The organism is Streptomyces sp. NPDC102258, from assembly GCF_055584685.1.
The window spans coordinates 341,882-362,549 of sequence record NZ_JBVJLO010000006.1; the positions used below are offsets into that span (position 1 = coordinate 341,882).

16 protein-coding genes are annotated in these 20,668 nt (G+C 74.6%); 5 read left to right on the forward strand and 11 right to left on the reverse strand.

What is annotated here, in order from left to right:
* Window positions 1–1,428 precede the first annotated feature (1,428 nt).
* Entirely contained in the window at window positions 1,429–2,880 is a 1,452-nt protein-coding gene (locus ACZ6ZT_RS13415; protein WP_469718957.1) for a diaminobutyrate--2-oxoglutarate transaminase family protein, read from the reverse strand.
* A 269-nt stretch (window positions 2,881–3,149) separates the two neighbouring features.
* Between ACZ6ZT_RS13415 and ACZ6ZT_RS13420 the strand changes: the two genes are divergently transcribed.
* The gene (locus ACZ6ZT_RS13420; RefSeq protein WP_469718959.1) at window positions 3,150–4,325 is read left to right on the forward strand and encodes a trypsin-like serine peptidase; all 1,176 of its coding nucleotides are present in this window, start codon (window positions 3,150–3,152) and stop codon (window positions 4,323–4,325) included.
* 169 nt (window positions 4,326–4,494) lie between these two features.
* Here ACZ6ZT_RS13420 and hflX read toward each other — a convergent pair whose 3' ends face one another.
* The 6 genes from hflX to miaA all read right to left on the reverse strand — a co-directional run bounded on the left by hflX (window position 4,495) and on the right by miaA (window position 12,725).
* The gene (gene hflX / locus ACZ6ZT_RS13425) at window positions 4,495–6,000 is read right to left on the reverse strand and encodes a GTPase HflX (protein WP_469718961.1); all 1,506 of its coding nucleotides are present in this window, start codon (window positions 5,998–6,000) and stop codon (window positions 4,495–4,497) included.
* Window positions 6,001–6,154: 154 nt separating this feature from the next.
* On the reverse strand, window positions 6,155–7,729 hold the full coding sequence (locus ACZ6ZT_RS13430; protein WP_469718963.1) for a M1 family metallopeptidase: 1,575 nt from the start codon (window positions 7,727–7,729) through the stop codon (window positions 6,155–6,157).
* A 188-nt stretch (window positions 7,730–7,917) separates the two neighbouring features.
* Window positions 7,918–9,996, reverse strand: a complete 2,079-nt coding sequence (locus ACZ6ZT_RS13435) for a RelA/SpoT family protein (RefSeq protein WP_469718965.1) — start codon at window positions 9,994–9,996, stop codon at window positions 7,918–7,920.
* Window positions 9,997–10,136: 140 nt separating this feature from the next.
* Window positions 10,137–11,012 carry a diaminopimelate epimerase gene (gene dapF / locus ACZ6ZT_RS13440; RefSeq protein ID WP_469718967.1) on the reverse strand — a complete coding sequence of 292 codons (876 nt, stop codon included), beginning with the start codon at window positions 11,010–11,012 and terminating at the stop codon, window positions 10,137–10,139.
* Between the two features lie 84 nt (window positions 11,013–11,096).
* Window positions 11,097–11,675 (reverse strand): hypothetical protein, encoded by a 579-nt coding sequence (locus ACZ6ZT_RS13445; RefSeq protein ID WP_469719077.1) that lies wholly within the window; start codon window positions 11,673–11,675, stop codon window positions 11,097–11,099.
* Between the two features lie 111 nt (window positions 11,676–11,786).
* Window positions 11,787–12,725: a tRNA (adenosine(37)-N6)-dimethylallyltransferase MiaA gene (miaA, locus tag ACZ6ZT_RS13450; protein ID WP_469718970.1), complete on the reverse strand. Its 939-nt coding sequence runs from the start codon at window positions 12,723–12,725 to the stop codon at window positions 11,787–11,789.
* A gap of 164 nt (window positions 12,726–12,889) precedes the next feature.
* Here miaA and ACZ6ZT_RS13455 point away from each other — a divergent pair, with 164 nt between their 5' ends.
* Together ACZ6ZT_RS13455 and ACZ6ZT_RS13460 are read left to right on the forward strand one after the other, a co-directional pair.
* Window positions 12,890–13,123: a gliding motility protein gene (locus ACZ6ZT_RS13455; RefSeq protein WP_469718973.1), complete on the forward strand. Its 234-nt coding sequence runs from the start codon at window positions 12,890–12,892 to the stop codon at window positions 13,121–13,123.
* A 23-nt stretch (window positions 13,124–13,146) separates the two neighbouring features.
* Complete coding sequence (locus tag ACZ6ZT_RS13460; protein WP_469718976.1) at window positions 13,147–13,452, forward strand: antitoxin; 306 nt, start codon at window positions 13,147–13,149, stop codon at window positions 13,450–13,452.
* Between the two features lie 77 nt (window positions 13,453–13,529).
* Here ACZ6ZT_RS13460 and ACZ6ZT_RS13465 read toward each other — a convergent pair whose 3' ends face one another.
* Together ACZ6ZT_RS13465 and miaB are read right to left on the reverse strand one after the other, a co-directional pair.
* Window positions 13,530–14,237 (reverse strand): class III extradiol ring-cleavage dioxygenase family protein, encoded by a 708-nt coding sequence (locus ACZ6ZT_RS13465; protein WP_469718978.1) that lies wholly within the window; start codon window positions 14,235–14,237, stop codon window positions 13,530–13,532.
* A 114-nt stretch (window positions 14,238–14,351) separates the two neighbouring features.
* Window positions 14,352–15,875: a tRNA (N6-isopentenyl adenosine(37)-C2)-methylthiotransferase MiaB gene (gene miaB, locus ACZ6ZT_RS13470; RefSeq protein ID WP_469718980.1), complete on the reverse strand. Its 1,524-nt coding sequence runs from the start codon at window positions 15,873–15,875 to the stop codon at window positions 14,352–14,354.
* 126 nt (window positions 15,876–16,001) lie between these two features.
* Here miaB and ACZ6ZT_RS13475 point away from each other — a divergent pair, with 126 nt between their 5' ends.
* A complete protein-coding gene (locus tag ACZ6ZT_RS13475; protein WP_469718983.1) occupies window positions 16,002–16,997 on the forward strand; it encodes a TAXI family TRAP transporter solute-binding subunit in 996 nt (331 codons plus the stop codon).
* Window positions 16,998–17,018: 21 nt separating this feature from the next.
* On the opposite strand, the gene ACZ6ZT_RS13480 is transcribed toward ACZ6ZT_RS13475, so the two are convergent.
* On the reverse strand, window positions 17,019–17,954 hold the full coding sequence (locus ACZ6ZT_RS13480; RefSeq protein ID WP_469719080.1) for an ROK family protein: 936 nt from the start codon (window positions 17,952–17,954) through the stop codon (window positions 17,019–17,021).
* A 90-nt stretch (window positions 17,955–18,044) separates the two neighbouring features.
* Window positions 18,045–19,142 carry a LacI family DNA-binding transcriptional regulator gene (locus ACZ6ZT_RS13485; protein WP_469718985.1) on the reverse strand — a complete coding sequence of 366 codons (1,098 nt, stop codon included), beginning with the start codon at window positions 19,140–19,142 and terminating at the stop codon, window positions 18,045–18,047.
* 217 nt (window positions 19,143–19,359) lie between these two features.
* Here ACZ6ZT_RS13485 and ACZ6ZT_RS13490 point away from each other — a divergent pair, with 217 nt between their 5' ends.
* Complete coding sequence (locus ACZ6ZT_RS13490) at window positions 19,360–20,664, forward strand: glycoside hydrolase 5 family protein (protein ID WP_469718987.1); 1,305 nt, start codon at window positions 19,360–19,362, stop codon at window positions 20,662–20,664.
* Window positions 20,665–20,668: the final 4 nt, after the last annotated feature.

Consider the following 20,668-nt stretch of genomic DNA (forward strand, 5'->3'; position numbering starts at 1 on the left):
GGTGAGGCCGTCCGCCGGCGTCCCGGGGGTGGCTGCGCCGGCCGGTCGGTCCCGGGATCCGGTCTGCCCCGATCCCAGGGCGGGGCCGTCCGCCGGCGTCCCGGGGCCGGCTGCGTCGGCCGGTCGGTCCCGGGGTCCGGCGTGCCTCAGTGCCGGAGTACGGCCGTCCGCCGGCGTCCCGGGGGTGGCCGCGCCGGCCGGTCGGGCCCCGGGTCCGGCGTGCCCCGGTCCCGGGGCGGGGCCGTCCGCCGGCGGTTCCCCCTGGGGCGGCTGGGCGGAACCGGCGGATCCGGGGAGGGAGGAGCTGACGGCAGTCGGGGGCACGGGGTCCGGGGTCGGGCCACACCCGGGGCGGATCGGTTCCGCGGGGGCCGGGCGGGGGGCGGGGGGCGTCGCGGGGCCGGCCACCGGCGCCTGGGAGGCATCCGCAGCCAGGGGGCCACCGGCGGCGGGTCCCGGCGCGGGGTCGGGGTCGCTCATGGCCGGGGCGTGGCCCTGGTGCGCGACCGCCCCGCGTGTCGGCGGAGCCGGGCGCAGCGTCCGGAAGGCTCCCTGCGGGGATGTCGGGGCCGACCCCGGCCGGGGTGCCTCCGCTTCGCCCGCAGCCGCCGTCTGCTGCGGCGCGACCCACATCGGCAGGACGCCTCCGGTGGGGGTGGCGACGTCCTGCTGCCCACCCACATCGCAGGGCGTCAGGAAGGCAGTCCCCTCCACCAGAAACGCCGCCCGGACCGCAGCGGCGTCCATCGGTCCTCCCGACATCGAAGGCGGGCTCGGGACCGTCGCCCCCAAGGCAACCACCCGGCGCGGAGCAACGGCCGCCGTCGGGACGCCCCGCATGTGAAGCGGACCCACATCCGGCTGGCGCTCGGCGGCGGCCCGGAGGAGGTCGGCGGGCGTCCGAACGTCGGGCCCGGGGGGCCGGGTGCGGGCCGGATCCGCGTCCGGCGGTGGCGGGGCGGCGTCCCGGAGAGCGCCGACGGGCGTCCGAGCATCCGACCCCGGGGCCGGGGCGTGGGACGGATCCGCGTCCGGCTGCGCCTGGGCGGCGGCCCGGAGAACGTCGGCCAGCATCTCGGCATCCGGCGCCAGGGCCGGGGCATGGGCCGGAACCGTAGCCAGCTCGGGCTTGGCGGCGGCCCGGAGGGCGTCGGCGGGCGTCCGGGCATCCGACCCCGGGGTCGGGGTGCGAGACGGAATCTTGTCCGGCTGCTCGGGGGGCGGCTCCGACGGGGCGGCGGCTGCACTGGGGGCGACCGTCGGGGTTGGGGCGTGGGGCTGGGGCGTGGTCGGGTCCGGTGGGGTGGCTGGAGCAGCGGGCGTCGCGGGCGAGGAGAGGGGGGTCGTCGGGGGCAGGGGCTGGAGGAGGGGGGTGTGGGGGCCGGCCGGGGGGCGGGGGGTGTCGGGCATCGGGGGTCCTTCGGGCGGTCAGAGGGGGCGGCGGGCCGCGGCCGGGAGGGCGTCGGCCAGGCGGTCCAGGACGGCCTCCGCCTGCTCGTCGGTCAGGGTCAGCGGGGGCAGCAGGCGGACGACGCTGGAGTACCGGCCCCCGAGCTCCACGATCAGGCCGCGGTCCAGGCACTCCTGCCGCACGGCGGCCGCGAGGGCGGGGGCCGCGTCCCCGGTGGCGGGATCGACGAGTTCGAGGCCGATCATCAGGCCCCGCCCGCGTACGTCCCCCACACAGGGCTGCTCGGCGGCGAGGCCGCGCAGGGCGGCGAGCATCCGCTCCCCGAGGGTGGCCGCCCGCTCGGCCAGCCCGTTGCGGCGGACGTAGGCGAGGGTGGCGGTGCCCGCCGCCATGGCCAGCTGGTTGCCGCGGAACGTTCCGGCATGGGCTCCGGGGGCCCATACGTCCAGCTCGGCCCGGTAGACGATGACGGCGAGCGGCAGACTGCCCCCGATGGCCTTGGACAGCACCATCACGTCCGGCACCACGCCCGCGTGGTCGACCCCCCAGAAGGCGCCGGTACGCCCGACCCCGGTCTGTACCTCGTCGGCGATCAGCGGGATGCCCCGGGCGGCGGTGATCTCCCGCATCCGGCGCAGCCAGGCGTCGGGGGCGGGGTGTACGCCGCCCTCGCCCTGGACGGGTTCCACGATCATCCCGGCGGGCGCGCAGACGCCGCCCTTGGGGTCGTCGAGGAGGATCTCGGTCCAGTGGGCGGCGAGTCGCGCGCCCTCGGCCCCGCCGATGCCGAAGGGGCAGCGGTGGTCCTGCGGGTACGGCAGCCGGGTCACGCGGACGTCGGTGGCGCCGCCGGAGGCGTCCAGGGCTCCGGCGGTCATGCCGTGGTAGGCCCCGGTGAAGGCCAGCAGCCCGGAGCGCCCGGTGGCGGTGCGGACCAGTTTCAGCGCCGCCTCGACCGCGTCCGTCCCGGCGGGCCCGCAGAACTGCACGCGGGCGTCGGCCGCCAGCGCCGGCGGCAGGTTCGCGAACAGCTCGGTGGTGAACGCGTCCTTGACCGGGGTCGCCAGGTCCAGGACGTGCAGCGGAGCCCCGGAGTCGAGGACCCCGCGGATGGCTTCGAGGACGACCGGGTGGTTGTGCCCGAGGGCGAGGGTGCCCGCACCGGAGAGGCAGTCCAGGTAGCGCCTGCCGTCGGCGCCCTCGATCGTCAGCCCCCGGGCGCGCACCGGGACGATGGGCAGGGAGCGGGCGTAGGTCCGCGCGGCGGACTCGCGCAGCGCCTGCCGGCGCAGGATGCCCTCGGCCGCGACGGGCCCCCGGCCGCCCTGCGGCGGAACCTGCGGGGGGACCGGGGGGACGGGCGGCGGAACGTGCGGTGGGATCTGCGCCTCGGCTGCGGTCGGATCGGTCAAGGCCACGACTGTCGGTCCTCCCGCACGGGATGCTCTTCCGGATTGCGTGTCGAACATGAACGCTGCTGTTCCATCCCCCGTACGTACCAACGACGGTGACGGCGGAGGATCACGGGTCGACGGAAGATCCTTGACCGCCGGCTTCCGACGAGCCGGAGGAGACCGGAACCACCGACCCGGAGGCGGCCGTCCTCCACCACGGCGGCATAGTGGGGTGCGGCGATCCGCCCCGGAGCAACACCGAACACACCGAGCTCACCGAGCACACCGAACACACCGAACACACCGAAGACGCAAACCTCGAAATACCAGGGGGACTTATCCACATGCGACCGATCCGACCGGTCACCGCCATCCTGTGCGTCGCCGCGCTCGCGCTGACCGCCACGGCGTGCGGGCCCGGCGACGACGAGGCCGGCGGCGACGCCAAGCCGACCGTGGCCGCGCCCCCGCCGTCCGGCGCCGTCGACGGCATCAAGATCCCGCAGGAGCTGAAGGACAAGCTCAAGCAGCACGGGTTCGACATGGAGAAGTGGAAGGGGGGCGCGTGGAAGAACTGGAAGAGGGAGGACTGGCTCCGGGAGGCCGGCGACTACGTCAACCCCATCATCGACGGCCTCTGGGACCCGGAGCGGATGCGTGACGCGGAGCAGCCGCAGCGCCCGTCGGTCGACCCGGACGCGGGCAAGGACCAGGGCGTCACCGACCCGGCTCCGGCCCCGGTGCCGGCCAAGGCGGCCGCCGCGCCGTACCACGGGAGCGTGCCGGCGTCCGGCAAGGTCTTCTTCGACGGCCCCGAGGGCTCGATGGTCTGCTCCGCGACGGTGGTGAAGGACCCGGCGCATCCGGGCAAGTCCAACCTGGTCTGGACGGCGGGCCATTGCGTGCACGCGGGCAAGGCCGGCGGCTGGTACCGCAACATCGCCTTCGTCCCCTCCTACAACAACGCGGGCCGGCCGGCCGCCGAGCTCAAGGGCGCGCCGCGCGAGCAGGTGGCCCCGTACGGCGTGTGGTGGAGCGACTGGGCGCAGACCTCGGACCAGTGGATCGCAACGGGCGGCCCGACGGGCGGCGCGGGCGCCCCGTACGACTTCGCGGTGCTGCACGTGACCCCGGAGAAGGGTGGCGGCAAGTCGCTGGAGGAGACGGTCGGTTCGGCGCTCCCGGTGGAGTTCAACGCCCCGGCGGTGCCGAAGGTCGCGAGCATCACGGCGACGGGCTACCCGGCGGCGGCCCCGTTCGACGGGCAGAAGGCGTACCAGTGCGCGGACAAGCCGGGCCGGCTGGCGCTGACGCCGGCGGACCCGGTGATGTACCGCATCGGCTGCACGATGACCGGCGGTTCCTCCGGCGGCGGCTGGGTCGCGGCGGGCGCCGACGGCAAGCCGGCGCTGGTGTCGAACACCTCGATCGGCCCCGTCAAGGCGGGCTGGCTGGCCGGACCGCGGCTGGGTCCGGAGGCGAAGGGCATCTACAGCGCGGTGAGCGGCAAGTTCAAGTAGGCCCGGTCCACGTAGGCCCGATGCATGTAGGCCCGATCCATGTAGGCCCGTTCACGTAGTCCCGGTCCGCGTAGTCCCGTTCACGAAGTCCCCTGACATGACCGAGGGCCCCTCGCACAGGCGAGGGGCCCTCGGTCATGTCGTACGGCGTCGCCGTGCCGTCCGCCGCCTACCGCGTGGCGGGAACGTACGGTGCCAGGTCCGCCGCCAGTTCCTGGTGGACCCGGGCCTTCAGCAGGGTGCCCTCCGGGGTGTGCTCCTCGGAGATGACCTCGCCCTCGGCGTGCGCCCGGGCGATCAGCGAGCCGTGCGTGTACGGCACCAGGGCCTCCACCTCGACCTCGGGCCGCGGCAGCTCGGTGTCGATGAGCGCGAGGAGTTCCTCGATGCCCTGGCCGGTGCGCGCCGAGACGGCGATGGAGTGCCGTTCGATGCGCAGCAGCCGCTGGAGGACGAGCGGGTCGGCGGCGTCCGCCTTGTTGATGACCACGATCTCGGGCACGTTCACGGCGCCGACCTCGCGGATCACCTCCCGTACGGCCGCCAGCTGCTCCTCCGGCGCCGGGTGGGAGCCGTCCACGATGTGCAGGATGAGGTCGGAGTCGCCGACCTCCTCCATCGTGGAGCGGAACGCCTCGACGAGGTGGTGGGGCAGGTGCCGGACGAAGCCCACCGTGTCGGCCAGGGTGTAGACCCGGCCGGAGGGGGTCTCGGCGCGGCGCACGGTCGGGTCGAGGGTGGCGAACAGCGCGTTCTCCACCAGCACGCCCGCGCCGGTGAGGCGGTTGAGCAGGGAGGACTTGCCGGCGTTGGTGTAGCCGGCGATGGCGACCGAGGGCACCTTGTTGCGGCGCCGTTCCTGCCGCTTGATGTCGCGGCCGGTCTTCATCTCGGCGATCTCCCGGCGCATCTTCGCCATCTTCTCGCGGATGCGGCGCCGGTCGGTCTCGATCTTGGTCTCACCGGGGCCTCGGGTGGCCATGCCGCCACCGCCGCCGCCACCCATCTGCCGGGACAGCGACTGACCCCAGCCGCGCAGGCGCGGCAGCATGTACTGCATCTGCGCGAGTGCGACCTGCGCCTTGCCCTCGCGGGACTTGGCGTGCTGGGCGAAGATGTCGAGGATCAGAGCGGTCCGGTCGACCACCTTGACCTTGACGACGTCTTCGAGGGCGATGAGCTGGCCGGGGCTGAGTTCGCCGTCGCAGACGACGGTGTCGGCGCCGCTCTCCAGCACGATGTCGCGCAGTTCGCGGGCCTTGCCGGAGCCGATGAAGGTGGCCGGGTCGGGCTTGTCGCGACGCTGCATGACGCCGTCGAGGACGAGGGCGCCGGCGGTCTCGGCGAGGGCCGCGAGCTCCGCGAGGGAGTTCTCGGCGTCCTGCACGGTCCCGGAGGTCCAGACGCCGACGAGTACGACGCGCTCCAGGCGGAGCTGTCGGTACTCGACCTCGGTGACGTCTTCGAGCTCGGTGGAGAGACCGGCCACACGGCGCAGGGCCGCGCGCTCGGAGCGGTCGAGCTGGTCGCCGTCCCGCTCTCCGTCGATCTCGTGGCTCCAGGCGACGTCCTCTTCCATCAGGGCATCGGCCCGAAGGCTCTCGGTGAAGCTCTGCGGGTCCCGCGCGTCCTGCGCGTCCCGCGGGTCCTGGGAAGGGGAAGAAGAGGAGGTCATTGGATCCTTACGTCGTTTCGATGGCGTCCGCGCCGGCTATGGCCAAAGGTACCGCCGCACGTGACATAACACTGTCACGTCCAACGCGTCACCCCGCCCGGTGATTCCCGGGGCGGCCGGCCCTGTCGATGGTGACATGCCCGTTCCCGGCCCGTCATACCGTTTTCCCGGCCGCTCCCTTCCCGGCCGCGGCCTTCGCGGGGGCCTGCGCGGGGGCCTTACGCGCCGGAACCTTCGTCGCCGGGGCCTTCCGCGCTGGAGACTTGCGCGCCGGAGCCGACGCCGCCGAGGCGCTCCACTCCGGGTGGCCCGGCATCGGCGGGGTCGTCTTCCCGTACAGCCACGGCTCCAGGAAGGCCCCGAGGTCGCGGCCGGCCTCGCGGGAGGCCAGGCGTACGAAGTCGTCGGTGCCGGCCACGCCGTCCTGGTGCTCGGCGACCCAGCTCCGCTCGATGCGGTCGAAGGCCTCGGCGCCGACCTCCTGGCGCAGCGCGTAGAGGATCAGCGCGGAGCCGTCGTAGACGACCGGGCGGAACAGCCCGATCTTCTCGCCGGGAGCCGCCGCCTTGGGGGCCGCCGGGGGGCCGCCGGCGGCCCGCCACTGGTCCGAGCGCTGGTACGCCTCGCGCATGCGCCGCTCCAGGGAGTACGTGCCGAGCCCGTCCGCGTAGAGGGCCTCGTACCAGGTCGCGTGTCCTTCGTTGAGCCACAGGTCGGACCAGGTCCGCGGGGCCACGCTGTCGCCGAACCACTGGTGGGCCAGCTCGTGGACCATGACGGACTCCACGTACCACTCGGGGTAGCCCTCCCCCGCGAACAGGCTGTGCTCGAAGAGCGAGAGGGTCTGCGTCTCCAGCTCGAAGCCGGTCTTCGCGCGGGCGATGAGCACGCCGTAGTTCTCGAAGGGGTAGCGCCCGACCCGCTGCTCCATCCACTCGATCTGCCCGGCGGTCCTGGCGAGCCACGGCTCCAGCCGCTCGCGGTCGGCTGCGGGCACGACGTCGCGCAGCGGGAGTCCGTGCGGCCCGGTGCGGTGCACGACGGCGGAGCGGCCGACCGAGACCTGGGCCAGCTCGGTGGCCATGGGGTGCAGGGTCTTGTACGTCCACACCGTCGCGCCGCCCGCACCGCCGATGCGGGCGGCCGGGAGGGCGCTGGGCACTCCGTTGGCCACGGCCGTCATCCCGTCGGGCGCGGTGACGTGGAAGGTGAAGTACGCCTTGTCGGCGGGGTGGTCGTTGCAGGGGAAGACGCGGTGGGCGGCGTCGGCCTGGTTGGCCATGGCCAGGCCGTCGTCGGTGGGCACCCAGCCGCCGTCGGAGCGGCCGCGCGGGTCGCTGGTGTGCCGGACGGTGATGCGCAACGGCGTGCCGGCGGCCACGGCGTGCGCGGGGGTGAGTACGAGGTCCTCCCCGGCGCTCTCGAACCGCGCGGGTTCCCCGTTGACCTCGGCGGAGGCGACCGTTCCGTTGGTGAAGTCCAGATTGATCCGCTCCAGCGGCTCCAGGGCGCGGGCTTCGATCACGGTCACCGCGTCGAGGGGGCTGCTGTTGTCCTTGTACGTGAAGGACAGGTCGTACGTGAGGACGTCGTACCCCGGGTTGCCGAGCTCCGGGAACAGCCGGTCGCCGATGCCGAGCGGCTTCGGCGGGGGCAGCACGGCGGCGACGAGGGTGAGGGAGGCTGCCGCCAGCAGGGCGGCGCGCAGGCGCGGGGAGGAGAGCTGCATCCACCATCGCTTACCAGCGCCCGCCGGACGCCCGTGGGCGACGCGCGACGGGGCCACCCGAACGTGTCGCCCCGGCGCCGCACCGGCCTACGCACGCCCCCGGCGTACGCCCCCGCCCGCCGCACGCCACCGATCCCGAAAGCCGCAGACCCCCGTAAGCCCCGTAACCCCGTAAGCCCCCGGAATCCCTAAGCCCTGCTGACGTCGTACACGCCCGGCACGTCCCGCATCGCCCGCATCAGGGCGGGCAGTCCCGTCGCGTCGGGCAGTTGCAGCGTGTAGGAGTGCCGGACCCGCTGCTCGACCGGCGGCTCCACGGTCGCGGACACCACCTCGACCCCCTGCCGGGCGATGGCCTCGGTCAGGTCGGCCAGCAGGTGCGGGCGGCCGAACGATTCGGCGAGCAGGGTGACGCGGCAGTCCGCGGTGGCCCGCCAGTGCACGGCGACCGAGGTGCGCCCCACGGAACGCATCTGGGCGACGGCCGGACAGTGCACGCGGTGCACGGTGACCGCCCCGCCCCGTACGACGAACCCGGCGACCGCGTCCGGCGGCACCGGCGTGCAGCAGCCGGCGAGCCGTACGTGGGCGTCGGGCAGGTCCACGACGGCGTTGCCCCCGCCGCCCCGCAGCCCGGTCACGGACAGCGGTGCCCGGGGGACGGCGGTGGCGGGGCCCGCGCCGTCGGGGTGGGCCGCGAGCCAGCTGCTGATGGCGATCCGCGCGGCGGGGGTCCTGGCGTGCTCCAGCCAGTCGGCGCCGGGCCCGGAGGAGGCGTCGTGCGCGAGGAGCAGCTGGACGGTGTCCCCGTCGCAGAGCGGGGCGGACAGGGAGGTGAGGCGCCCGTTGACCCGGGCGCCGATACAGCCGTGGGCCGCCTCGCCGTACTGCGCGTAGGCGGCGTCGATACAGCTGGCGCCGGCCGGCAGGCTGATGGTGCCGCTGGTGGCCCCGTCCTCGCGGAACACGGTGATCTCGCGGTCCTGCGCCAGCTCCGCGCGCAGCACGCTCCAGAAGGTGTCGGGGTCCGGCGCGGACTGCTGCCAGTCCAGGAGCCGGGAGAGCCAGCCGGGGCGGGTGGGGTCGACGCGCTCCTCGTCGCTGTCGGCGCCCTCCCCGGTGGTGTACGGGTTGCCGAGGGCGACGACGCCCGCCTCGGCGACCCGGTGCATCTGGCGGGTGCGGACGATCACCTCGGCGACGTATCCCTCGGGGACGGCGACGGCGGTGTGGAGGGACTGGTAGAGGTTGAACTTCGGGGCGGCGACGAAGTCCTTGAACTCGGAGACGACCGGCGTGAAGCAGGTGTGCAGCTCGCCGAGGACCCCGTAGCAGTCGGCGTTCTCGGCGACGAGGACGAGGATGCGGCCGAGGTCGGAGCCGCGCAGTTCGCCGCGCGTACGGGAGATGCGGTGGACGGAGACGAAGTGCCGCGGCCGCACCTGTACCTCGGCGGCGATGCCGGCCTCGCGCAGGACGGCGCGCACGGAGTCGGCGATGGCGGGGAGCGGGTCGTCCCCGGCGTGGGCGGCGATGAGCGCGCGGGTGGCCTCGTACTCCTCGGGGTGCAGGATCGCGAAGACGAGGTCTTCGAGCTCGGTCTTGAGGGCCTGGACGCCGAGCCGTTCGGCGAGGGGGATCAGGACGTCACGGGTGACCTTGGCGATGCGGGCCTGTTTCTCGGGGCGCATCACGCCGAGGGTGCGCATGTTGTGGAGCCGGTCGGCGAGCTTGATGGACATCACGCGGACGTCGTTGCCGGTGGCGACGAGCATCTTGCGGAAGGTCTCCGGCTCGGCGGCGGCGCCGTAGTCGATCTTCTCGACCTTGGTGACGCCGTCGACGATGAAGCAGACCTCGTCGCCGAACTCCTCGCGGACCTGATCGAGGGTCACGTCCGTGTCCTCGACGGTGTCGTGCAGCAGAGAGGCCGTCAAGGTCGTGGTCTCGGCGCCGAGTTCGGCCAGGATGAGCGTGACGGCGAGCGGATGTGTGATGTACGGCTCACCGCTTTTGCGCATCTGACCGCGGTGGGAGGTCTCCGCGAGGAGGTAGGCCCGGCGCAGGAGGGACAGATCGGCGTCCGGATGGTGGGCGCGGTGCGCTTCTGCTACGTGTCCGATCGCGTCCGGCAGCCGGTCGCGGGACGCGGGCCCGAGCAGCGCGGCCCGCCCCAGGCGGCGCAGATCGAGCCTGGTCCGACCACGTCTGCGCAACTCAGGGCGCACTTCGGCATGTGCTTCGGGGTTCGTGGCCTCTGCACTCATGGGCACCTCCGACGGCTTCGACCGGCGGTGGCGGGCATGGGGTGAGCCCTCAGGGCCGGTGCCTGATGTTACCGACCCCACCACGTGGCGCAGTCCACCTCTCGCTCAGCGTGAAACGGATCACCCATGAGAGGGAATCTTCAGGCGAAAGCCGTTTCGGTCAGCCAGGCCGCCTCGAACTCCCCGGAGGCCACGATGACGGCGGGTCCGGTCATGTCGATCCGCCCGTCGGGGTGTTCGGTGATGACGAGGGTGCCACCGGGCAGGTCCACGGTGTAGGTGGCCGGCTCGCCCGTGACGGCGGGGTCGGCGCCGTCACGGCGGATGGCCGCCACGGCGACGGCGCAGGCGCCGGTGCCGCAGGAGCGGGTCTCGCCGGAGCCGCGCTCGTGGACGCGCATGGCGACGTGCCGGGGGCCGCGGTCGACGACGAACTCGACGTTGACCCCGGTGGGGTAGGCGGAGGCCGGGCTGAACGGCGGCGGGCTGTACAGGGTGCCGGCGTGGTCGAGGCTTTCAACGAACGCCACCGCGTGCGGGTTCCCCATGTTCACGTTGCGCGCGGGCCAGCTGCGCTCGCCGACCGAGACCGTGACCTCGCCCTCGGGGAGCTCGGCGCGGCCCATGGAGACGGTGACGTCACCGCTCTTGTCGAGGTGGACCCGCTTGACGCCGCCCCGGGTGGCCACGGCGAGGTCGCCGGGCTCGACGTGACCGGCGTGCTGGAGGTAGCGGGCGAAGACGCGCACGCCGTTGCCGCACATCTCGGCGATGGAGCCGTCGCTGTTGCGGTAGTCCATGAACCATTCGGCCTCGTCCGCGAGGTGCGCGGCCTCGGGGTGGGCGGCGGAGCGCACCACGTGCAGCACACCGTCGGCGCCGATGCCGGCGCGGCGGTCGCACAGGGCGGCGACGGCGCTCGCGGGCAGCTCGATGGCGTTGCCGGGGTCGGGGATGATCACGAAGTCGTTCTCGGTCCCGTGACCCTTGAGGAAGGAGAGGGTGGTGTGCGTCACCCGCCCATGGTACCGAGCCCGCCGCGAACCGGTCGGAGCAGGTCAGCGCGGTGTCAGCGGCCCCTGCCCGGCCGGCGGGGCCGGCTAGCGCAGCCGGGCCACCCGGTACACGGCGAGTGCTACGACGGCCAGCGCGACCAGCGCGTACAGCCCGGCCATGCGCCAGTCGGGGCGGCGGCCGCTGCCGCGCGGCGGCAGCCCGGGCCAGGTGTAGCCGACGCGGCGCGCGGCCATCATGCCCCAGCCGCCCGCGCAGCAGCTGATGAGGAAGCCGAGCATGGCGACGACGGCGCCCCCGTCCCCGAACTCGAAGGCGAGGGGGAAGGCGAACATCAGCGATCCGGCGGCGGCCAGCATGACGATGGGGGCGATCTGCCAGAGCCTCAGGCGCCGCTGGGGACGCAGCTCGACCTCGACGGCGGGGCCGGTGGCCTCGGCGCCGGGCTCGGGGGCGTCGGGGCCGTCGGGGGTCAGGCGCGCGGGGTCGGCAGGCAGGCCGAGGCCGTCGGCCGCGTCCGGGGGGACCGGCACGTCGGCCCCGGTGGACCCGCCCGGCGCGCCGGGGCCTGCGGTGTTCGCCGGGCTTGCCGGGCCGCCGAGAAGCATCGGGTCCGCTTCCTGCCTGGTGTCGTCCCGCCCGGTGTCACGAGGGCCGGCCTCCATCGCCACGCGCCCTCCCCACTCGGACTTCGTACGCCACTGTTCAGAAGTTTGATGATGGCACGCTCCCGGGCTCCGGACGGGCGCGCGGGGCGTCCCGATGCCATCACGTGATCAGGCTGTAACCGCTCGTTCGACCAACGACTGCGCGAGTCCGGCGAGTTCCCCGCGGTCGGCGGCGGCGCCGCTGAGCCAGTGGACTCGGGGGTCGCGGCGGAACCAGGAGTCCTGGCGGCGGGCGAAGCGCTTGGTGGCCCGTACGGTCTCGGCCCTGGCCTCCTCTTCGGTGCACTGCCCCGCGAGGGCGGCAAGGACCTGCTGGTAGCCGAGGGCGCGGGAGGCGGTGACGCCCTCGCGCAGGCCCCGGGCCTCCAGGGCGCGGACCTCGTCCACCAGCCCGGCCTCCCACATGCGGTCCACGCGCGTCGCGATCCGCACGTCGAGCTCGGGCCGGGCCACGTCGACGCCGATCTGGACCGTGTCGTAGACGGAGTCGTGGCCGGGGAGGTTGGCGGTGAAGGGCCGTCCGGTGATCTCGATGACCTCCAGGGCGCGCACGATGCGGCGGCCGTTGCTGGGCAGGATCGCGGCGGCGGCGGCCGGGTCGGCGGCGGCGAGGCGGGCGTGCAGGGCGCCGGGGCCGCGCAGCGTGGCCTCCTCCTCCAGCCGGGCCCGGACCTCGGGGTCGGTGCCGGGGAACTCCATGGCGTCGAGGGCGCCGCGGACGTAGAGGCCGGAGCCGCCGACGAGGACCGGGGTGCGGCCCGCGGCGAGCAGCCGGTCGATCTCGGCGCGGGCGAGGCGCTGGTACTCGGCGACGCTGGCGGTCTCGGTGACGTCCCAGACGTCGAGGAGGTGGTGCGGGACTCCCTCGCGTTCCTCGGTCGTCAGCTTCGCGGTTCCGATGTCCATCCCCCGGTAGAGCTGCATGGAGTCGGCGTTGACGACCTCGCCGTCGAAGTGGCGGGCCAGGGCGACGCCCAGATCGGACTTTCCGGCCGCGGTGGGACCGACGACGGCGATGACCCGCGGGGCGGGGGCTGCTTTGCTCACCTGAACAGTCTCGCAAACCGAACGGCATGTACCCGATCGGGTGAGGTGACGGGGTGGGGCGGGGGTCGTTGCCCTGAAGAGGTTCGGGCCGGGCGTACGCCTGGCGGATGCCCGGCGGGACCGGGCGGAACTTCACCCTCACGAGTAACGTTATGGGAGCAGACATGGGTGTTTTCAGTCGGTTTCTTCGTCGCAAGGACGAGGCCGCGACCGAGGATTCGGCGGCCGCGGCCGTGACGGCGGAGTCGGAGTCCACGGCCGAGGAGGCCGGGGCCGACGCCGGGACGGCTGCGGAGGCCGCGGCGCAGGCTCCGGCGGCGGAGGCCGTGGAGATTCCGAAGCAGCAGTCGGCGGAGGCAGCCGCCGACAGCGAGACCGGCGAGGGCGCCCTGAAGTAGCCACCGCCATCGAAAGGTGACCCATGGGTCTGCTGGACAATCTCAAGGCCAAGCTCGCTCCGGCCAAGGACAAGGTCGGTGACCTCGCGCAGCAGCACGAGGGCAGGATCGGCGAGGGTCTGGACAAGGTCGCCAAGGCCGTGGACTCCAAGACCCACGGCAAGTACAGCGACCGGATCACGACGGGAACGGACAAGGCGAAGGACGCCCTGGGCAAGATCGCGCACAAGGACGCCCCGGGCGGGCCCGAGGGCACGCAGGACGGGCCGGCGCAGGGTCCCGGCGGGCCGACGCCGCCGGCGGCGCCGACGCCGCCCGCCGCTTCCTGACGCGCTGTACGGAAAGGGGCGCGGGACCGGGACCACCCGGTGCCGCGCCCCTTCGTCGTGTCCCGGGCCGGGCCGGATCAGGACCAGGCGGCCACGAAGTAACCGACGCCGTACGGGGCGTCCTCGTACAGCAGCCGGCCGTCGAGGCCCGCGCCCTCGGCGGCGCCCGCGAGGACCTGCCAGGGGGCGCGTCCGGCGGCCAGCAGCTCGGCGGCGAGAGCCGGGTCGAGCGCGGCCAGAGCCGTGGTGTCGGCGGCGCCCAGGGCGCGGGCGGCGGCGGCGTCGAAGGCGGCGGCGCGGTCGTCGAGGTAACCGGGGGCCTTCAGGGTGCGGCAGGCGCTGCCGTCGCCCATGACGAGCAGGGCGACCCGCGCGTCGCGCGCGGCGAGCTCCCGGCCGGTGCGCAGGCACTCCTCGGGCGCGGCGTCCTCGGCCACACCGAGCCCCTCGACGGGGGCGGCGCCCCAGCCGGCGCGGTCCAGCAGCCAGGCGCCCACGGCGAGCGGGGCGGGAAGCACGCGCGGCCCCTCCTCGCCCGCGCCGAGCCGGACGGCGGCCTCGACGCCGAAGCCGTGGAAGCCGCCCCGGGAGCCCGACGGGTAGGCCCCGAGGTGGCCGGCCCCGGCGGGCCCGGCCACGACCAGCAGGTCGGGCCGGGAGGCGGCGAGCACGGCGAGGGCGTCGGAGCAGGCGGTACGGGCGCCGTCCAGCTCGGCGGCGGCGCCCGCGGCGACCTCCGGCACGAGGAGCGGCGGTGCGGGACAGACGGCGGCGGCTACGAGCATGATCCGCAGCCTATAGCCGCCGACGGCGCTACGGCAGGGCCCGGCCGGGGCCGTCCGGGCTCGGCTCGTACGGAGCCCGGCACGGCTCCGCCGGTGTGGCGGGCGGGAGCGGTCTCAGGCGGACGGGATCGCGCAGCCCGACGTGGCGACGGGCAGCGGGGCCGGGACACCCAGGGTCGGGATGCCCAGCATGACGCCGGCGGGCTGCGCCGGGGCGGCGTTGCGCTTCTCCCAGGCGTCCCCGGCGCGGGTGCGCCGCACCGAGAGGGTCGGCCCCTCGGCCAGCAGGTGGTGCGGGGCGGCGTAGGTGATGTCCACGGTGACCACGTCACCGGGGCGGACCTCCTGCTCCGGCTGCGTGAAGTGCACCAGGCGGTTGTCGGCGGCGCGCCCGGACAGCCGGTGGGTGGCGCCGTCCTTGCGGCCCTCGCCCTCGGCGACCATGACCTCCAGGGTGCGGCCGACCTGCTTCTTGTTCTCCTCCCAGGAGATCTCCTCCTGGAGGGCGACCAGGCGCATGTAGCGGTCCTGGACGACCTCCTTGGGGATCTGCCCCTCCATGTCGGCGGCCGGGGTGCCGGGGCGCTTGGAGTACTGGAAGGTGAAGGCGTTCGCGAAGCGGGCCTCGCGCACCACGTGCATGGTCTGCTGGAAGTCCTCCTCCGTCTCGCCGGGGAAGCCGACGATGATGTCGGTGGAGATCGCGGCGTGCGGGATGGCGGCGCGCACCTTCTCGATGATCCCGAGGAAGCGCTCCTGCCGGTAGGACCGGCGCATCGCCTTGAGGATGGGGTCCGAGCCGGACTGGAGCGGCATGTGCAGCTGCGGCATCACGTTCGGGGTCTCGGCCATCGCCGCGATCACGTCGTCGGTGAAGTCGCGCGGGTGCGGGGAGGTGAAGCGGACCCGCTCCAGGCCCTCGATGGCCCCGCAGGCGCGCAGCAGCTTCGAGAAGGCCTCGCGGTCGCCCAGGTCGGAGCCGTACGCGTTGACGTTCTGGCCGAGCAGGGTGATCTCCGAGACGCCCTCGGCGACCAGTGCCTCCACCTCGGCGAGGATGTCGCCGGGCCGGCGGTCCTCCTCCTTGCCGCGCAGCGCCGGGACGATGCAGAAGGTGCAGGTGTTGTTGCAGCCGACGGAGATCGAGACCCAGGCCGCGTACGCGGACTCGCGGCGGGTGGGCAGCGTGGAGGGGAAGGCCTCCAGCGACTCGGCGATCTCGACCTGCGCCTCCTCCTGGACGCGGGCGCGCTCCAGCAGGACCGGCAGTTTGCCGATGTTGTGCGTGCCGAAGACCACGTCGACCCAGGGGGCCCGCTTCACGATCGTGTCGCGGTCCTTCTGCGCCAGGCAGCCGCCGACGGCGATCTGCATGCCGGGGCGCTTGGTCTTCATGGGAGCGAGCCGGCCGAGGTTGCCGTACAGCTTGTTGTCGGCGTTCTCGCGGACGGCGCAGGTGTTGAAGACCACGACGTCGGCGTCGCCGTCGGAGCCCTCGGGCGCGCGGACGTAGCCCGCGTCCTCCAGCAGACCGGAGAGCCGCTCGGAGTCGTGCACGTTCATCTGGCACCCGTAGGTGCGCACCTCGTAAGTTCCCTTAAGGTCCACTGCCGGGCTCCGGTCGCTGCTGCTGGTCATACGACAAGGGTAGGCGGTACCCGGCGGCCCTCCGTTCGCGCGGGCGCTCCGTCCGCGCGCAGGGCCGCGTCCGGGGCGGCCGGTACCGCCGTGACAAGGCGGCGGGCGGGTGGCAGGATCGCCGCCATGCCCCTCCTGACCACCCGAACCGCCCGGCGCCGTGCCCTGCTGGCCGGCGTCGCCGTGCTGGCGGTGCTCGCGGGGCTGCTGGCGTGGCTGAAGCCGTTCGCGGAGCCGGAGGTGACGGGCGACCTGACCTTCAGCACGGGGGTGCGTAACGGCGTCTACCACCGGTACGGGGAGCTGCTGGAGCAGGCCCTCGCCACCGACCTGCCGGGCGTCACGGTCCATCTGGAGCCCAGCGAGGGCTCGCAGCAGAACCTCCAGCGGGTCGCCGCCGGTGAGGCGGACTTCACGGTGGCGACGGCGGACGCGGTGTCCAAGTACCGGCTCGACGGCAAGCCGGGCTCCACCCGGCTGCGCGGGGTCGCGCGGCTCTACGACGACTACGTACAGCTGGTGGTGCCCGCGGGCTCCCCGGTGCAGTCGGCGCGCGACCTGCGCGGCAAGCGGGTCGCGGTGGGCCAGGCCGGTTCCGGGGTCCGGCTGATCTCGGACCGGATGCTGACGGCGGCGAAGCTGAACCCGACGCGGGACATCACCCCGGTCGCGATCGGCATCGACACCATGCCGGCGGAGCTGGAGGCGGGCCGGATCGACGCCTTCTTCTGGTCGGGCGGGCTGCCGACGACCGCGGTGCGCGAGCTGTCGGAGCGGTTCGAGATCCGGCTCGTGCAGCTGGGCGACCTGGTGGAAGCCCTCCAGGGCAGCGGCAGCCCGGCCCGCTACTACCGGGCGGCGGTGATGCCGCAGGACGCGTACGCCCGGGCGCGCAACACGGCCGCGGTGGCGACGGTGGCGGTGCCGAACCTGCTGGTGACCCGCGAGGACACCGGGGAGCGGCTGACGGAGCAGTTCACCCGGACCGTGATCCTCAGCCGCGACCGGATCGGGCACGTGGTGCACGCGGCGCAGCTGGTGGACCTGCGGACGGCGATCTACACGGACCCGCTGGACCTGCACGAGGGAGCCCGGCGCTACTACCGCTCGGTCAAGCCGTAGGGCCTCCCGGCGGGCCGGGGCTCAGGTCCGGGCGGCGCCGTCCGGGAGCAGTGTCATCGCGGCGGCGGCCGCGCCGATCAGGCCGGCGTGGGTGCCGAGGGCGGCCGGGACGACCTGGAGGTCGCGGACGAAGGACAGGGCCGCGTACGAGGCCAGGTGCCGCCGGATCGGCTCGAAGAGGGTGTCCCCGCTGGCGGCGACCCCGCCCCCGATGACGGCGATGTCGGTCTCGGTCAGGGTGGCGGTGGCCGCGATGGCTGCGGCGAGGGCCCGGCCGGCCCGGTCGAAGGCGGCCACGGCGACCGGATCGCCGGCTGCGGCGCAGGCGGCGACGCCCGCCGCCGACGGGTCGGGGCCGGTCCAGCCGTGCTCCCTGGCCCAGCGGGCGATGGCGGTGCCCGAGGCGAGGGATTCGACGCAGCCGCGGCCTCCGCAGACGCAGGGCTCCCCGTCGAAGGCGACGCTGATGTGGCCGATGTGACCGGCGTTGCCGGTGGGGCCGGGGTGGAGCTGGTTGTTCAGGATCAGGCCGCCGCCGACGCCGGTGGAGACCACCATGCAGAGGGCGTTCGCGTGCCCCCGGGCCGCGCCGAGCCAGTGCTCGGCGGCCGTCATGGCGACCCCGTCGCCCGCCAGGACGGCCGGGATCCGGGCGCCGCGCGCGTGCAGTTCGGCGGTGATCCGCTCCTGGACGGGGAAGCCCCGCCAGGCGCCGATGTTGACCGGGCTCACCGTGCCCCGCGCGGTGTCGACCGGGCCGGCGCTGCCGATGCCGCACCGGACGGCCCGCTCCCACAGCGGGTCCCGCGACAGGTCGGCGACGACCTCGGCGACCGCCGCCATGACCGCCTCGGCGCCGGCGCCGCGCGGGGTCGGGCGCCGGGTGGTGGCGGTCATGGCGCCGTCGGGGTGGACCAGCGCCCCGGCGATCTTCGTGCCGCCGATGTCGATCGCCACGGTCGGACCGCCGGCCGGGGCGGCCTCGCGCGGGACGGGGAGGGCTGAGGTGGGGCTGGTCACGTGGGCGCTCCTGTGAGGGGTCGGATTTCAGTATGCGGCCGGGGGCGGCGCCGTACTCTCGCGGGGTTCGAGCCGGGGCAGCTCGCTCTCCCGGGCCCGGGGCGGGTTTCCGGCGAGCAGGGCGAGGAGTTCCTCGGCCGCGAGCCGGCCGAACCCGGCGGTGTCGCGGACCAGGGCGGTCAGCCGGGGGTGGGTGACCCGGCACAGGGCGGAGTCGTCCCAGGCCACGATCGAGAGCCGGCCGGGCACGGGGATGCCGAGTTCGGCGGCGACCGCGCTGCCCGCCACCGCCATCACGTCGTTGTCGTAGACGAGGGCGGTCGGCGGCTCGGGCTCGGCGAGGACCCGCCGGGTGGCGGCGGCGCCCTCGGTGTCGGAGTAGTCGGTGGTCACGGACCGCACCCGCCCGGCGGCCGGCCCGAGCCGCGCCGCCTCGGCCCGCAGGGAGGCGATGCGGCGGGCGGTGTGGGAGAGACCGGCGAGGCCGGCGATGTGCACGATGCGGCGGTGACCGAGCCCGTGCAGATGACCGAGCACCTCGGCCATGGCCCGGGAGTCATCGGCCCAGACACACGACACGGCTGCGCGGGCGGAGACGGCCCCAGCCTGGTCGGCGGCCCCGGACCTTCCCCCGGGTGCGGCCGTGCCCGCTTCCGTGCCCGTCCCGCCGATCAGCACCGCCGGCAGGCCCAGTGCGGCGAGCAGCTCCGGGCGCGGGTCGCTCGTCCGCGGGTCGACGACCAGGACCCCGTCCACGCGGCGTTCGGCCCACCACCGGCGGTACACCGCGCACTCGGCGTCGATGTCCTCGACCACCTGGAAGAGCAGGGCGGTCCGGCCCGCCGCGAGCACTTCCTGTATGCCGGAGACGAGCTGGAGGAAGAAGGACTCGACGCCGAGGGTGTGCGCGGGGCGGGCCAGGACCAGCCCGACGGCGCCGGCGCGTTCGCCGGACAGGGCGCGGGCGGCGCTGTTGGGCTGCCATCCGAGTTCCTCGGCGACCCGGCGGATCCGGCCGCGCGTGTGCTCGGAGACGCCGGGGCGGCCGTTGAGCGCGAAGGAGACGGCGCTTTCCGAGACCCCAGCCCGGCGCGCGATGTCCTTGATGGTGGGTCTGCGGGCCATCCCTGCCTCATCCCTGGGCGACGCGGACTGCGTTGGCCGGACCGTACACGACCGCCCGGCGCCCGGAGCTAAACCGCATTAGTTTCTCCGCCCCCACGCCCGGGCCGCCGCCGTCGGCGGGACCGAAGCGCCCCAGTGGAGGCCCTGTTGACTCCTCTCGCGCGGCCCGGCAGGTTATGCGCGTCCGGTGAATTCCCCCGAAACTCCGGGACCTTTCATGCACCAGACCCCGCGCACCCTCCGCTTCGGCGCGAATTACACCCCGACCCGGGGCTGGTTCCACCACTGGCTGGACTTCGACCTCGACGTGGTGCGGGCCGACCTCGACTCCGTCGCCGCGCTCGGCCTGGACCACGTACGCGTCTTCCCGCTCTGGCCGGTGTTCCAGCCGAACCGCACCCTGATCCGGCCGCGCGCCGTCGAGCAGCTCGTCGCGCTCGCCGACGCGGCCGCCGAGCGCGGACTCGACGTCAACGTGGACGGTCTGCAGGGCCACTTGTCGAGCTTCGACTTCCTGCCCGCCTGGACCCGCACCTGGCACCGGCGCAACATTTTCGACGATCCGGACGTGGTGGCCGCGCAGGAGGAGTACCTGCGCACGCTGGCCGCCGCCCTCGCCGACCGGCCGAACTTCCTCGGCATGACCGTCGGCAACGAGATCAACCAGTTCTCCGACGGCCCCCACCCCGACCCCGACCGGATCACCCCGGCCCGGGCGGCCCGCTGGCTGGAGCGGATGCTCGCCGCCTGCGAACGGGGCGCCCCGGGCCGCCTGCACCTGCACGCCGAGTACGACGCCGTCTGGTTCCGGGACGGGCACCCCTTCACCCCCGCCCAGGCGGCCCGCCTCGGCGGGGCCACCGCCGTGCACGCGTGGGTGTTCAACGGCACCGCCCAGCGCCACGGCCGCACCGGGACGGCCACCGGGCACCATGCCGCGTACCTGATCGAGCTGGCCAAGGCCTGGGCCCTGGACCCGCACCGCCCGGTGTGGCTCCAGGAGGTCGGGGCGCCCGCGCCGCTGATCGGGCCCGAACACGCGGCGGAGTTCGCGGAGACCACCCTGGCCGCCGCGCTGGACTGCCCGGACCTGTGGGGCGTGACCTGGTGGTGCTCGCACGACGTGTCCCGGGACCTGGCGGACTTCCCGGAGCTGGAGTACGGCCTCGGCCTGCTCACCAACGACCGCCGGACCAAGCCCGCCGGCGCCGCCGTCGCCCGGATCGCCGCGGCCTGGCGCGGCCGGGAACACCGCCCGGCCGCACGGTCCACCGCACTCGCCCTGCCCACGGCCGGCCCCGGCGCCGACCCGCACCCCGCCGACCCCGCAGGCCTCGCCGACCCGGCCCCCGGCCGGGCCGTCTGCGCCCCGGGCGGTGCCTTCTTCGAAGCCTGGGCCGTGCTGGCGGGCCGGGGGGTGCGCCCGGCGGTGGTGCTGGAGGAGGACGCCGGGGACCCGGCCCGGCTCGCCGCGCGCGGCATCACCGAGGTGCTGCGCGTACCCGACGTGATCCGCCCCTGAGCCG